At 44.3% G+C, this 13,087-nt stretch carries 11 protein-coding genes; 5 read left to right on the top strand and 6 right to left on the bottom strand.

The genetic code is table 11. From position 1 onward, the window contains the following. Positions 1 to 10: 10 nt before the first annotated feature. Positions 11 to 1,369 (top strand): NAD(P)/FAD-dependent oxidoreductase, encoded by a 1,359-nt coding sequence (locus tag ACFI6L_RS05690; RefSeq protein WP_462573578.1) that lies wholly within the window; start codon positions 11 to 13, stop codon positions 1,367 to 1,369. Positions 1,370 to 1,466: 97 nt separating this feature from the next. Further along, positions 1,467 to 1,820 carry a DUF1428 domain-containing protein gene (locus tag ACFI6L_RS05685; RefSeq protein ID WP_014950555.1) on the top strand — a complete coding sequence of 118 codons (354 nt, stop codon included), beginning with the start codon at positions 1,467 to 1,469 and terminating at the stop codon, positions 1,818 to 1,820. Positions 1,821 to 1,835: 15 nt separating this feature from the next. On the opposite strand, the gene ACFI6L_RS05680 is transcribed toward ACFI6L_RS05685, so the two are convergent. The 4 genes from ACFI6L_RS05680 to tyrS all read right to left on the bottom strand — a co-directional run bounded on the left by ACFI6L_RS05680 (position 1,836) and on the right by tyrS (position 5,359). Beyond that, complete coding sequence (locus ACFI6L_RS05680) at positions 1,836 to 2,483, bottom strand: hypothetical protein (protein ID WP_462557667.1); 648 nt, start codon at positions 2,481 to 2,483, stop codon at positions 1,836 to 1,838. Next, on the bottom strand, positions 2,480 to 3,007 hold the full coding sequence (locus ACFI6L_RS05675; protein ID WP_039235599.1) for an RNA polymerase sigma factor: 528 nt from the start codon (positions 3,005 to 3,007) through the stop codon (positions 2,480 to 2,482). Before ACFI6L_RS05675 ends, ACFI6L_RS05680 begins: the two co-directional genes overlap by 4 nt. A 70-nt stretch (positions 3,008 to 3,077) precedes the next feature. After that, positions 3,078 to 3,785, bottom strand: a complete 708-nt coding sequence (locus ACFI6L_RS05670; protein WP_462557669.1) for a hypothetical protein — start codon at positions 3,783 to 3,785, stop codon at positions 3,078 to 3,080. Positions 3,786 to 4,159: 374 nt separating this feature from the next. Further along, positions 4,160 to 5,359 carry a tyrosine--tRNA ligase gene (gene tyrS / locus ACFI6L_RS05665; RefSeq protein ID WP_101565695.1) on the bottom strand — a complete coding sequence of 400 codons (1,200 nt, stop codon included), beginning with the start codon at positions 5,357 to 5,359 and terminating at the stop codon, positions 4,160 to 4,162. 315 nt (positions 5,360 to 5,674) lie between these two features. Here tyrS and ACFI6L_RS05660 point away from each other — a divergent pair, with 315 nt between their 5' ends. Next, positions 5,675 to 7,000, top strand: a complete 1,326-nt coding sequence (locus ACFI6L_RS05660) for an OapA family protein (RefSeq protein ID WP_462573577.1) — start codon at positions 5,675 to 5,677, stop codon at positions 6,998 to 7,000. Positions 7,001 to 7,010: 10 nt separating this feature from the next. Continuing rightward, on the top strand, positions 7,011 to 8,213 hold the full coding sequence (locus tag ACFI6L_RS05655; protein ID WP_039226165.1) for an anhydro-N-acetylmuramic acid kinase: 1,203 nt from the start codon (positions 7,011 to 7,013) through the stop codon (positions 8,211 to 8,213). Between the two features lie 62 nt (positions 8,214 to 8,275). Here the strand turns inward: ACFI6L_RS05655 and ACFI6L_RS05650 are convergent, their stop codons facing one another. Together ACFI6L_RS05650 and fucP are read right to left on the bottom strand one after the other, a co-directional pair. Next, the gene (locus ACFI6L_RS05650; protein ID WP_039235284.1) at positions 8,276 to 9,529 is read right to left on the bottom strand and encodes an ArsB/NhaD family transporter; all 1,254 of its coding nucleotides are present in this window, start codon (positions 9,527 to 9,529) and stop codon (positions 8,276 to 8,278) included. 247 nt (positions 9,530 to 9,776) lie between these two features. Beyond that, on the bottom strand, positions 9,777 to 11,114 hold the full coding sequence (gene fucP, locus ACFI6L_RS05645; protein WP_462573576.1) for an L-fucose:H+ symporter permease: 1,338 nt from the start codon (positions 11,112 to 11,114) through the stop codon (positions 9,777 to 9,779). Between the two features lie 499 nt (positions 11,115 to 11,613). Between fucP and ACFI6L_RS05640 the strand changes: the two genes are divergently transcribed. After that, positions 11,614 to 12,933, top strand: coding sequence for a carbohydrate porin (locus tag ACFI6L_RS05640; RefSeq protein WP_014977269.1), 1,320 nt, complete (start codon positions 11,614 to 11,616; stop codon positions 12,931 to 12,933). Positions 12,934 to 13,087 lie beyond the last annotated feature (154 nt).

Here is a 13,087-nt window from a genome sequence, read left to right as displayed (position 1 = left end):
TTTTTATTCTATGACCTACGATCCTCTTATTTCACGCGGAGTTTCATCAATGTTACCCGCGGCAAACAGCTACTGGCATGCCACACACAAACCACCAACACTGCCGCCTTTAAACAAGAAGGTAAACACTGAGTACCTCATCATTGGTGGTGGTTATACCGGTCTTTCAGCTGCCATCACACTTGCTCAAGCGAAACAAGAAGTCACGCTACTTGATGCGAATTCACCGGGATTTGGCTGTGCGGGCCGCAACGGAGGCTTTATCCTCTCGGGTAGCGGCCGATTGAGCTTAAGCGCCATAGAGGACAAGTGGGGTCGTGACATCGCCAAAGCTATGCAGGGCGAGTTTGATGGCGCGGTACACCTGCTTAACCAACGTATTGCAGACTTTGATATGCAGGTCGATTTGGTAGAAGGACCCTATTTAAAACTGGCGCATAACCCAAAGCAAGCCGAACTACTCTGTGCCAGTGCTAAGCATCTTGAGTCACACTTCAATGTGCCGAGCTCTCCACTTAGTGAAAAAGACCTTATTGCGCGCTTTGGTATTGAAGGGGCGTATGGTGGCGTTGAGCTAAAGGGTGCATGCTTACACCCTTTAAAATTAGTAAGCGAATATGCAAGAGTAGCAAAGGAGCTTGGAGCAACGCTTTTTTACGACTCGCCAGCCATTCGTATTGAAAAGCACAAGACCGGATATGTTGTCGCAACACCAAGCGGGTCAGTTTCGGCCAAACACATACTCATTGCTACTAATGCTTATACCCCAAAGCGCTTTCATGACAGCGTAGACAATAAGCAATTTCCTGTTCAATCGAGCATTTTTGTCACTGCGCCATTGAGTAGCGAACAGCGCGCAAAGTCTGGCCTAACCACGCCAATGAGCTTTATGGATACACGGATGATGAAATACTACTACCGTGTTTTGCCAGATGGCAGATTATTATTCGGCGGTCGTGGTGCCGTAAAAGGTAAAGATGCAGATAACGCGTCAGAGAAACAGCGACTATACCGCGCTATGGTAAAAAGTTTCCCTTCACTTAGCGGTATAGCCATGGATTATTTTTGGAGTGGTTGGGTAAGTGTATCGTTAGACAGCATGCCGCGGATATTTATCGACAATGAGGTTAGCGGCAACAATTCTAACCGCTCTAGCGGTAATATCGGTTACGCCATGGGGTATTGCGGTTCGGGCGTTTCTTTTGCCGCGTTTGCAGGGCAACGACTTGCTCAACGTATGATGGGTAGCAATGACGTCGATTTATCGCTTCCCCTTTATCGTTCTCCTTTGAAAACCTACCCCTTTGCAAAAGCAAGAAGGCTAGCACTGCATGGCTTGTACCAATGGGCGAAAATAGCTGAACGCTAGTAATGGTTATAAATTACGATTCACCTTAAAGTTAAGCATTGCATGCTGTCTATAAATTAGGCTATTTTAGGTATCTATTCTTTGACGGAGTCACCTCATGTCATATATCGATGCCTTTGCTGTAGCCGTTCCCACTGAAAATAAAGCGTTATACATTGAGCACGCCAAACTCGCTGGCGATATTTTTAAAGAGTATGGTGCGACTAAAATACTTGAAGCTTGGGGTGACGATGTCCCTGAAGGGGAAGTCACGTCTTTCCCGATGGCTGTTAAAGCCAAAGAAAATGAAACCGTGGTGTTTTCCATTGCATTTTGGCCTTCAAAAGAAGTACGTGATACTGCTTGGAAAAAGGTGATGGAAGATCCAAGAATGCAGGAAAACGAAAACCCCATGCCTTTCGACGGTAAGCGCCTTATTTATGGGGGCTTCGTACCAATGCTGGAATTATAAGACTATTAGTTTCAGCTATTTCATATCTTCTATTTTCTTTAGCGCCGACGGCAAGTCGGCGGCTAACTTTTTGTACCGGCGGTATACGATAAAAACGACCACACTGTTTATCAAAAGCTGTGTTCCCCACAGCGTGAAGGCGTTAAACATCAGTACATTAAAAACGGCGAGTGCCAGCAATCCACACCATAAAGCCAAGCATCCATAGAGGCTAATTTTCCAGTAATGTAATTGTTGTTTTAATTGGTTTTGTTTAAACGCCAACATTGACTGAACGTCTAACGTCTGGATCTTCCACTGTTTTTGCCTTACCCAATATCCCCATGCCCCGAAAGCGGCGGGAATAGGTGTAAGTACCATGAAAAGCAAAAATTGATATGTGCTAAGTGGCTCGAACAACACCAAAGTTAAACACCACACAGAAACCGCTAGCCCGAGCACCAAATCAACGGCACCTTTTAGTTTAAGTTTAAATCTTGCGCTCTTGGTTTCTTTTATCAGTGCATCTGTATCTACTGAAGGGGTTGCATCCTTGTAGGCACTTTGCCACTGAGCGAGTTGCTTATCTATTTCGTTCATTTGCGTGCTGTTCTCGGCCATACTTAATTTTTCTTCGCTCAAGGCTTTTTTGTTATCGCTCAAGGATTTTTTGTTATCGCTCAAGGCTGTTGCTCCATTATCTGCGTTAGCTGTTGGCGGGCGCGGCTTACTCGCTTAGCGACGGCAGTCTCTTTGATACCTAACATATTAGCTATTTCCAGCTGACTGAAACCTTCTAAAAGCAATGCCAGTACCTGTCTGTACTTTATTTCTAGCTGACGTAAGCCTGTCATGAGATCAATCGCATTCTCTTGTAACGTGACATCCCGAGATGAGCTGGCGCTGGTTGTATGAGAAGAATCAAACTCGCCGTCACGGGTAAACTCTTGACGCCGCTGCTCTTTAATCACGTGATCAACCGCCTTGTTATGTGCGACTTTAGCAACAAACGTTTTCACACTTGCCTCACCGCGAAAGCCACTACCACTGTCTTTTGAAGCTCCTTCAAAAGCGCGCCAAACCGCCAGTGACATTTCTTGTATCAGCTCATCTTGAAGTGATTTATTAGCCTCAAATGTTGCCGCAATACGCGCCATGAGCGGCGCGTATTCACTAAGCAGTTTTTCTATTTGAATGGTTTCTTTCACTGCATTTCCATTTTTATTATTTTTTAATTCCACGCTTTAAGTGAGCAGTTGAATTACGCTTCCTAGCTGATTAGCGAAATAAGCGCTGGTAAGCAATAAAGCACATACATGAAACAATAGGGCCAAACACTAATCCCGACAATGCGAAAGTATAGGGCGCAAGTGCAACTGTTAAGAAAATCATGGCACCTATTATCAACATCGGCTTATAAGCGCCCACTACTACAGCAATACTATTTTTAAAAGATGCTGGGATTGAGCGATGTTTTAAAATAAGCAACATAGGTACAAATAAAAGCAGTAAATTTAGTGGTGTTGCCGAGCCCATCATTAGCCCGACCTTCCAAGCGGGTACATCTACTACAACACCATTTGCTAACGCCGCCACTGCATCTGCGCCCATTAACATAGCGCCAATTTGAAATTGGATCCATGCGATCACTGGCCCGGTCAAACTCCACAAAGCGACATTTGTCCATGAGCGCAGGGTACCGCCCGACAATCTCAGCTTGTTGTTCTCTGCTAAGTTGGCAATGGCCAACCACATTACGGTAGCCAGAAGCGGACCTACCCATTTCGATATGCCTAAGCCAATTGGCCCTGCTAGCGCTTGAATGAGCCCCGCGGCAAATAAAGTAACAAAAGAAAGCCCCAATAATTTGAAAGGTGCTTTTATAAAGAGCTGCCCCCCCTCTTTCAGCCATATGAACGCTTCCTTCGCAGGAAGGCTCTTGTTGGCCTGATGGTATGTTGCACGAGTTGAAGTTACCGTTGTCATGTTTTTATCCTTTGCATTGCGTAAGCGTTAGTATTGAGTTTCACTGTTGTTTCATCCCAGCCTGCTACGCGTTAACTGCTTATCGTACGGTTGGGTTCATTGATTGATTTTTCCCCTATAGACGATAGCGATTGCAAAATCCTGACAAACTTTTTCAAAAAAAAGTAAGAAAAATAAAAAAACGTTTAACGACAATTACTTATAAACGTTAAAGCCAATATCCCCCACTTTCAAATTTGGCTTGATGCTTAACTTTGTATGAGTAGTTAGGGCCTTCTAAAAAAATAATCGCCCTACTATCCACTAGTACTTATATTTCAGGCAAAAAAAAGCCCGCTTAACTAAGCGGGCTTTCAAAAACTATCAGAAAAACATTAGGCTAGCGTAATACGCGCAAACTTGCGTTTACCCACCTGATACACATTTTCACCTTTTTCGGTGATTACTAAGCGGGTGTCTTCCACTTTATCGCCGTTAATTTTAACTGCGCCTTGCTTAATCATGCGCATAGCATCTGAAGTCGAACCTACAAGGTTAGCTTCTTTCAACAAATTACCAATGGCAATACCTTCATCGCTCAATACAATTTCAAGCTCGGGCATGTCGTCAGGAATAGCGTTTTTCTGGAAACGTTGAATAAAGTCCTGATGCGCGCCTTCTGCCGCTGCGTCGTCATGGAAGCGTGCAATAATTTCTTTCGCCAGCATGATTTTAATATCACGTGGGTTTTCACCGTTAGCAACGCGAGTTTTAAGCTCAGCAATCTCTTCTAGCGGTCGGAAGCTTAGAAGGTCATAGTAACGCCACATCAAATCATCAGAAATAGACATCACTTTACCAAACATATCGTTTGGCGCATCTGTAATACCAATGTAGTTGTTCAAAGACTTAGACATCTTCTGAACGCCGTCTAGACCTTCTAGAAGCGGAACCATTACAATAGATTGCTGCTTTTGGCCTTGCTCTTTTTGAAGCTCACGACCCATTAGCAAGTTAAAGCGCTGATCAGTACCACCTAATTCAACGTCTGACTCTAGCGCAACAGAATCCCAACCTTGCACTAACGGATACAGAAACTCGTGAATAGCAATTGGCTGACCGTTGTTATAACGCTTTTTAAAGTCATCGCGCTCTAGCATACGAGCAACGGTCTGACTTGCAGCAAGTTTGATCATGCCCGCCGCACCAAGGCCATCCATCCACTCTGAGTTAAAACGTATTTCCGTTTTATCTTCGTCAAGGATCTTGAACACCTGTTCCTGATACGTTTTTGCGTTCTCTAATACCTGTTCTTTACTTAAAGGCTTGCGTGTTACATTTTTACCTGTAGGATCGCCAATTAGGCCAGTAAAATCGCCAATAAGAAAAACAACTTTGTGGCCTAGTTGCTGAAATGTACGCAACTTGTTGATCAACACAGTGTGACCAAGATGCAGATCAGGCGCAGTTGGATCAAAACCCGCTTTGATAGTAAGGGTTTTGCCGGATTTTAGTTTTTCAATTAAATCCTCTTCGGGGAGTATTTCATCAACGCCCCGTTTAATCTCAGCTAGCGCTGTTTGCCAATCTTTCATTTGTACGTCACACTCTTAAAAAAACTGTATATTCAATATTGGCGGGCATTTTACGCGTACAACGGAACCATTAAAAGGTTTGCGCGTCAAAAAACGGATTACAAACAGTCATGTTGTTAAACCCAACAGTTTTTAACGTAGAATTAGAGTGCTAAATTAACGGGGACTGTATTCAGTAAACTCAAGAAATAGTCTTCATGATAAGAGCTATTGGGTGTAACAATTTGCGCTAACAATATAATGAGAAAAGTTGCATTTTTAAGCAACGTATGTGAATAGTGTTGTGCACATAACATTTCTCAGGTGGGCAGTAGTATGAGAAAGAAATTAGACGCTTCTAAAGCGCTCAATTTATTTAAAAAATTACCGAAACAGCACAGAACTGGGTTAGCAGTAGCTAGCTTATTTCTGGGTGGGCTTATTCTTTTTCCAAGTGAACCAGTAGAAGCCAGTCGCCATCAAGAAGCACACATTCTGGATGCGGGTGTCCGCTATCCGGTGGAGCTTCATATTGCGCCGTCAACCAACGTATTTTCTGGTGAAGAAGAATCTTCATGGCAGACGTACAAGGTGCGCAGTGGCGATACATTAGCAAAGCTATTTAAGCGTGCTGGCTTCACTTCGCGTGATGTATATAACGTGACGCAGGCAGGAGAGCTAACAAAAACGCTGGTTACTTTATTGCCCGGCGATGAACTATCGTTTAAAGCGAATAAAGACGGCAGCTTCGGCGAGCTAAAGTACAAATTGTCTTCGACTGAAACCCTGTTTGTACGTCCAGAATCGTCGGATGAGAACAGCGCCTTAACCGCTGAGCTTGAAAAGCGAGATGTAGACATTCGCTACAACTTCGCCCAAGGTGAAATTCACTCAAGCTTTTGGAACGCCGCCAGTGATGCAGGCTTAACCAGCAACCAAATTATGAATTTGGCGGGTATTTTCGGCTGGGATATCGACTTCGCCATTGAGATCCGTTCTGGCGATACGTTCAACGTAGTATTCGAAGAGCAATACATCGACGGTGAATTTGTCGGTTACGGCGACATCATTGCAGCGGAGTTTACCAACCAAGGCGAGCATTTTAGCGCTATTCTTCACGAAGATGGCACATACTACACGCCTGAAGGGCGCAGTATGCGTAAGAGCTTCTTACGTGCGCCGGTGAATTTTAGATATGTAAGCTCTAACTTCACAAAAGCTCGCTTCCACCCCGTGCAAAAGCGTTGGAAAGCGCACCGCGGTACAGATTATGTTGCTGCGGTTGGTACGCCAATTATGGCTGCGGGTGACGGTAAGGTAATTAAAGCCGGATACGATAAATATAACGGTCACCATGTATTCATTCAGCATGGCGAGAAATACACGACCAAATATCTTCACTTTAAAAAGCGTGCAGTTAAGGTAGGAGATACGGTTAAGCAAGGCCAAACCGTGGGCTATTTAGGTAGTTCAGGAATGGTTACTGGCGCCCATCTTCACTATGAGTTCTTAGTGGATGGTGTTCACCGAAACCCTCGTACGGTTGAGCTACCGAAGGCGCTTCCTATTGCTAAGGAAGAGAAAGAAAGGTTTATGGAAATTGCCGCAATACGCCAAGAGCAGCTAGATAATAACAAGCGCATTATGCTTGCAATGAAATAGCGACGACTAAATGGCAAAATATATTGGCCTGATGTCAGGTACTAGCATGGACGGCGTCGACGCCGTCCTGTGCGACATCTCGCAAACGTCTTGCACCACCCTCGCCGCCCATTCAATTCCTTATTCTGCCGAATTACTTACTGCACTCAATGCACTTTGTAGTGAAGGTCCTGATGAACTTAATAGTTTGGCCATCGCTGATAGACTGGTTGCTGAAACCTTTGCAAAGGTCACCTTAGCGCTGCTTGAGAAAAACAACCTACATCCTTCGGATATTACGGCTATTGGCTCGCACGGCCAAACCATACGTCATCATCCGAATTCCGATGTATTGTCAGCACACTTTGCAGAATCATCCATACGCGGCTTCACCTGTCAGATAGGCGATCCTAATACCATCGCTGTTCTTACCGGCATTGATGTTATTGCCGACTTTAGGCGCAAAGATATAGCCCTTGGAGGTCAGGGTGCTCCCTTAGTGCCCGCTTTTCACAATGCAGTATTTGCCAGTGATGATAAACACCGGGCACTCGTTAACATTGGCGGTATAGCAAACGTTTCACTGCTTGCGCCAAAACAAGATGCTTCGCCACCTAAAGGGTTTGATACCGGACCCGGTAACACCTTGATGGATCAGTGGATAAGCCTTCATTTAAATAAGAGCTTTGATGAAGATGGAGCATGGGCTGCGTCAGGGCATTGTCACTCAGGTCTGTTAGACAGGCTCTTACTGGATGATTACTTCGCTTTGCCTGCGCCTAAAAGTACTGGCAGAGAGTATTTCAATATTAATTGGTTAAGCAATGCGCTCGCCGATTACTTCCCTTCTAGTGCAGAGCTGCAAAGCGAAGAAAAGAACAATAATTTAGCCCCTAAAGACGTGCAAGCTACCCTACTTTCGCTAACAGGTAGCACTATCGCTCAGGAAATTGTGAAGCATTTTCCTAAAACAAATAGAGAAGGCGCAAAAAGCGAAGTTATAGTGTGTGGCGGTGGCGCTTTCAATAAAGCATTAATGCATAACTTGAGCAATGCTTTAAGCGATTATGTAGTAACAGACAGCCATGCTCTGGGCATCCATCCACAGCACGTTGAAGGCGCAGCATTTGCGTGGTTTGCACATGCGTATATGAATGATATTCCAGGCAATGTGCCTGCAGTCACAGGGGCTTCGAAAGCAACGGTACTCGGAGCGTTATATAAAAAAGCGTAAGGGCGACAGGCTATCGCCCTCAAACGCTTTATTGGTTCTGTTTATAAAAGCAACGTCACCAATTAACTTGCCGTAACAAACAAATTCGCCATTACCAATACCAGCGCGTAACCCACGCTATACGCTGCAAGAAGAAGCAACACGAACTTGCCGTATTTGGCGAACGTCAGGCCCTTAACCTTACTCATGGTAACAATACCTGCTGATGAGCCAATAATAAGTAACGAGCCCCCAACGCCTACTGCATACGTGAACGCCATCCACTCAGCTGTCGACATGGCAATGTCCGCTTTTAACAACGCAGCAGTTAATGGCACATTATCTATCATGGAAGACAACACCCCCATCACAAAGTTGGCTCCTGTTGAAGGCATTACGCTATATACATGTAAAAGTGCGCCCAATGCGTCAATGTGATCGAGCATTCCGACAAGCAGCAACACCCCAAGGAAAAACAGAAGCGTGTCGAATTCTATTAGGCGAATATAGTCCAAGATAGGATCATCATATTTTTCTTCTCCCATAAAGGTTGCCACTAAAAACATAACCGCCATACCCGCTAAAAACGAAAGCATAGGTGGAATAGCAAAAAGCACATTGGCAATTAACGTCAGTACAATAGTGGACAGGAATATTCCCGCAATTACGTAATCAACCGGCCTAAGTTCATGGCGTGTTTTTTTTATTTTAACCTCCCCCTTCATACCTATACTCAACAGTAACGCTAGAAATAGTACTGCTGTGAGTGAAGGAATAATAAGTAAGAGCAACTGAGTTATAGTGACCTTATCATCCAAGAAAATCATCAGCGTGGTGACATCCCCGGTTATTAGCGACACGCCCCCAGAGTTCACCGCAAATACCACTAGCACGGCAAATCGCATGGTTTGGTTAAAGGGCAAACCCAAGGATAAAACCATGGCAATAGACACCAAGGTCGCTGTGATGTTGTCAGCTAGCGAGGAGAAGCAAAAACTAAAAATAGCGGTAAAGAATATGAGTTTTTTGAGGGTTATTTTTTGCGGCATGATAATGTTTAACATGTTTTCAATCATGCCTTTGCGGTTAAGGTAAGCAACGAAAGTCATTGCCGCTACAAGGAATAACCAGAGGGTGGATATTTCACTTATGTTTTCTATGAGATGTTCATTGAGCTCTGCTAGGTGAGGGCCCCTATTCGCATCTATGAAAAGAAGGATCCATGCGAATGTTCCGAAAAATAATGTGGTTTTGGCTTTATTCACGTGTAGCACTTCTTCAAATACCACACCCAATAATGCCATTACCGCTATGCCAATGAGCACATAGTCCAGCATACGTTTTACTCCCAAATTGTCAGGGGTGAATTATACGATTGCTGTTCATGCTTTAGCAGGTGTTCTGCGCTATACAAGGGGAAAAATCAGTTATATTCAACATGCACTAAACTGATGAAAATACGGTGAAAAAATGCTGTTAACTAATTGAGTGCATTCCTCAAAAAAGTGGAATACATAACGTATTCAATATACAAAAAAGGCCAGTGATAGAATCACTGGCCCCGTACACGTTTCTGAAGAAATACTACTTAGCTATTCCCATTTCCATCTTTTTAAGGACATCTGCGTCTATATTAGACTGAGGCTTAGCGCTGCTCTTTTTGGCGCGCATGTCGAAGTAGCCATAGCCACCTACAAGCAAGAAGCAAATAGCTGGAACAATATATGATACAACAACACCTGCGCTATCAATAATGGCGGCTTGGAAGAGCGGCATAATGGCACCGCCGAGAATCGCCATCACAAGACCTGCTGCGCCTAGCTTGGTGTCTTCCCCCAGACCTTCAAGCGCAATGCCGTAAATCGTTGGAAACATGAGTGACAAACAGGCAGAGATAGATACCAATGCGATTACGCCTGCTAAATTAGGAGACTGTGTCATGAAGATACATAGCGCCATGGCAATCAGTGACATGATCATTAGCAGTCTAGCTGGATAGAGGTACTGCATAACCCACGTCATCACGAAGCGAGAAATTAGAAATACAATCATGCTGTATTGTAAAATTTCACCACCACTCACTTCGTTGCCACCTGTCGCTTTCATTGCATATTGGATGGTGAAGGTCCACACGCACGTTTGTGCTCCGACATTAAAAAACTGAGCCAATACGCCAAACCGATAATGCTTGTTGGCTACTAACCGCTTAAGCGAAGCGCCCAACTTAACGTCTTCCACACTAGACTCAACCGATTCTTGAATTGGCGCTTTGATCAGGAAGATTGCAACCCAAACCAAAACGAGTACACATGCCATACCTACATAAGGAAGCATTACCGCATCAAGCTCAGCCCCTATCACGTTTTTAAGCTCGCTTACCGACATGGCGGCACGCTCTTGTGCGGATGCCTGATTCAGGTTTGGCAATATAAGTGTTGCAGCCAAAAACACACCTAAATTAGTACCAACGGGATTAAATGCTTGAGCTAGATTTAAACGGCGTGTCGCACTTTTTTGATTTCCCATCGCCATGACGTAAGGGTTCGCCGACGTTTCCAGAATGGATAATCCACCAGCCAATACAAAAAGTGCAGCAAGGAAAAAACCGTAAGTCATGGTTTGACTGGCTGGATAAAACAGAAATGCCCCCGCGGCCGCGCAGCCCAGTCCGGTCAATACACCTGTTTTATAAGAAAAGCGCTTGTTGATAAAAGCAGCAGGAATGGCTAAGCAAAAATACGCGCCATAATAGGCAAATTGAACCAATGCCGATTGCAAAGACGACATGGTAAATATTTTACTAAATACCTTTACCAAAGGGTCTGTCATGTTCGCAGCCACACCCCATGCAGCAAAGCAAATCGTTAACAATACAAAGGGAATCAATGTGTCTTTGGAAACCAAAGGGGCGTTGTTTTTCATGAGAACGGCCTTTCGCTTGTAAAAAATTAGTTAACCAATTTAAGCATTGCTCTTTACCTCTGTCAATAAATCAATTTGATTTACTTATTTCAAATTGCGTTAAAAATTAGACTTTATATGTAGACGGCCGTTAACAGACAATGCGTGACTGTTATTAAACGGATAAAAGCGCCTTTGAAAATTTCTTAATAGACAATGACATAACCTAGATAGCACGCCTCACTGAACGTTTTCTACTCACCTTGAAATATCGCCATCGCATCCCCCAACTATTAACGAAAAACACACAAATGTAGCAAAATAAATAAATAAACAAGGTTGATTTAATAACAAAGGTTAGTTAGATTTCGTTCAAAACAAGCATATGTTAACGCGTTGTAACGTTAGCTAACTCTGATTTATCTCGCGTCAACAAGGAGTTAGCAACAAATGCGTAGATGTCATCAGTCACACGCTTATAACAAGCTGCGGTTGATAAACATTTTTAATTGAGAGAATAATGATGAAAACACCTACAGTTACCCGTCGCTTTTCTGGATGTAAGACAGGCTTGCAAACAGCGCTCCTCGCAAGCACCGCCATTGTTGCCGCCACTGCGTCAGCATCACAAAGTAAGTTTCAAGACGCGTTTGACTTTCAAGCAAGTTATACGGGTGAGTCAGCCACCAATATTGACGGTGGTGAACGCAGAGGCAGTGCCTATGCTGGTCAGCTCTTTGTAGGTGGGGAATTAGATTTAAATACGCTAGCGGGCTGGAAAGACACCAAAATTCATATTGCCATGACAAACCGACACGGCAAAAACTTAGCCGAGCACTACATTGGTAACAGTACGTCCGTACAAGAAATCTTTGGCGGCCAAAATACCCGTCTTGCACGGTTTACGATTTCTTCCTCGTTTTTAGATGGCGATTTAGAACTGGAAGGTGGCCGCACAGTAGCGAATATCAGCTTTTTAGGCTCTGAACTTTGTCAGTACTTTCAAACCAATGCTGCTTGTGGGAACCCAACCTTTGTATTTAGAACCAGTAACTTTACTTGGTGGCCGGTTTCAAGTTGGGGTGGCCATGCGAAATACTGGCTTTCGCAAAAAACATACTTTCATACCGGCGTCTATGAAGATAACACCAGTCATCAAGACTTAGGCGATCACGGCTTCGACTGGGCGACTAATGAGGCTACAGGTGTTGTTGTGCCCTTCACTCTGGGCTATCAAACTACGTGGGACAATGACGAACTTCCAAGACGCTACGAAATTGGCGGTTGGTACGATGGCGCAGACTACACCGACCCAGTCTTTGATGAGGAGGGCAACTATGCGGCTCAGTCAGGCAATGATTACGCTGTTAGAAACGGTCGTTCGGGTATATTCGCACGTTTTGAACAAACTGTTACACGTCCTAATCCACTTACGAAAGAAGGATTAACACTATTCGGTGCCGTGCTAACCGGTACATCGGGCGAGCTGATTGAAGACTACTATATAAAAGCGGGCTTTGTATTACGAGGCACACTGGCCTCACGCCCTGACGATACCATTGGCTTCGTATTTACCCGTCAACAGTACAGTGACGAAGCGCTAGAGGATCAGCGTATATTAAGAAGCATAAACGGCGGGGTTGGTACACCAGCAAGCAGCCAAACCATGTTAGAGCTAAGTTATGGTTATCAACTCAATGACCACGTAAGAATTCAGCCGAACGTTCACTACATTATCAATCCCGACCAATTCGCACAGCGCGACAGAGCCATGGCACTTGATGATGCGATTGTTCTGGGCCTAAGGTTCGACGTAAACCTAGCGGCTTTGATACTTTAATTCTCCCTGCAATACACTTTACAGCGCCTTCGGGCGCTTTTTTTCAAACCGATGCCATTCCCTGCCGTTGTGTTTAATTAGTTTCAAGGACAACTTTCTACCAATCCAACTTCTCGCTATCTCTGTATTAACTACTATCTTATAGCGTTTTGAG

It is taken from the genome of Alteromonas sp. G4i35 (assembly GCF_054960375.1).
The sequence above is the reverse complement of the archived record's forward strand: the minus strand, read 5'-3'. Positions and strand labels throughout refer to the sequence as shown.

Coding starts and splice junctions, on each gene's coding strand:
- ACFI6L_RS05690 (WP_462573578.1), top strand. CDS start 11: ATGACCTACGATCCTCTTATTTCACGCGGAGTTTCATCAATGTTACCC.
- ACFI6L_RS05685 (WP_014950555.1), top strand. CDS start 1,467: ATGTCATATATCGATGCCTTTGCTGTAGCCGTTCCCACTGAAAATAAA.
- ACFI6L_RS05670 (WP_462557669.1), bottom strand. CDS start 3,785: ATGACAACGGTAACTTCAACTCGTGCAACATACCATCAGGCCAACAAG.
- tyrS (WP_101565695.1), bottom strand. CDS start 5,359: ATGAAAGATTGGCAAACAGCGCTAGCTGAGATTAAACGGGGCGTTGAT.
- ACFI6L_RS05660 (WP_462573577.1), top strand. CDS start 5,675: ATGAGAAAGAAATTAGACGCTTCTAAAGCGCTCAATTTATTTAAAAAA.
- ACFI6L_RS05655 (WP_039226165.1), top strand. CDS start 7,011: ATGGCAAAATATATTGGCCTGATGTCAGGTACTAGCATGGACGGCGTC.
- ACFI6L_RS05650 (WP_039235284.1), bottom strand. CDS start 9,529: ATGCTGGACTATGTGCTCATTGGCATAGCGGTAATGGCATTATTGGGT.
- fucP (WP_462573576.1), bottom strand. CDS start 11,114: ATGAAAAACAACGCCCCTTTGGTTTCCAAAGACACATTGATTCCCTTT.
- ACFI6L_RS05640 (WP_014977269.1), top strand. CDS start 11,614: ATGATGAAAACACCTACAGTTACCCGTCGCTTTTCTGGATGTAAGACA.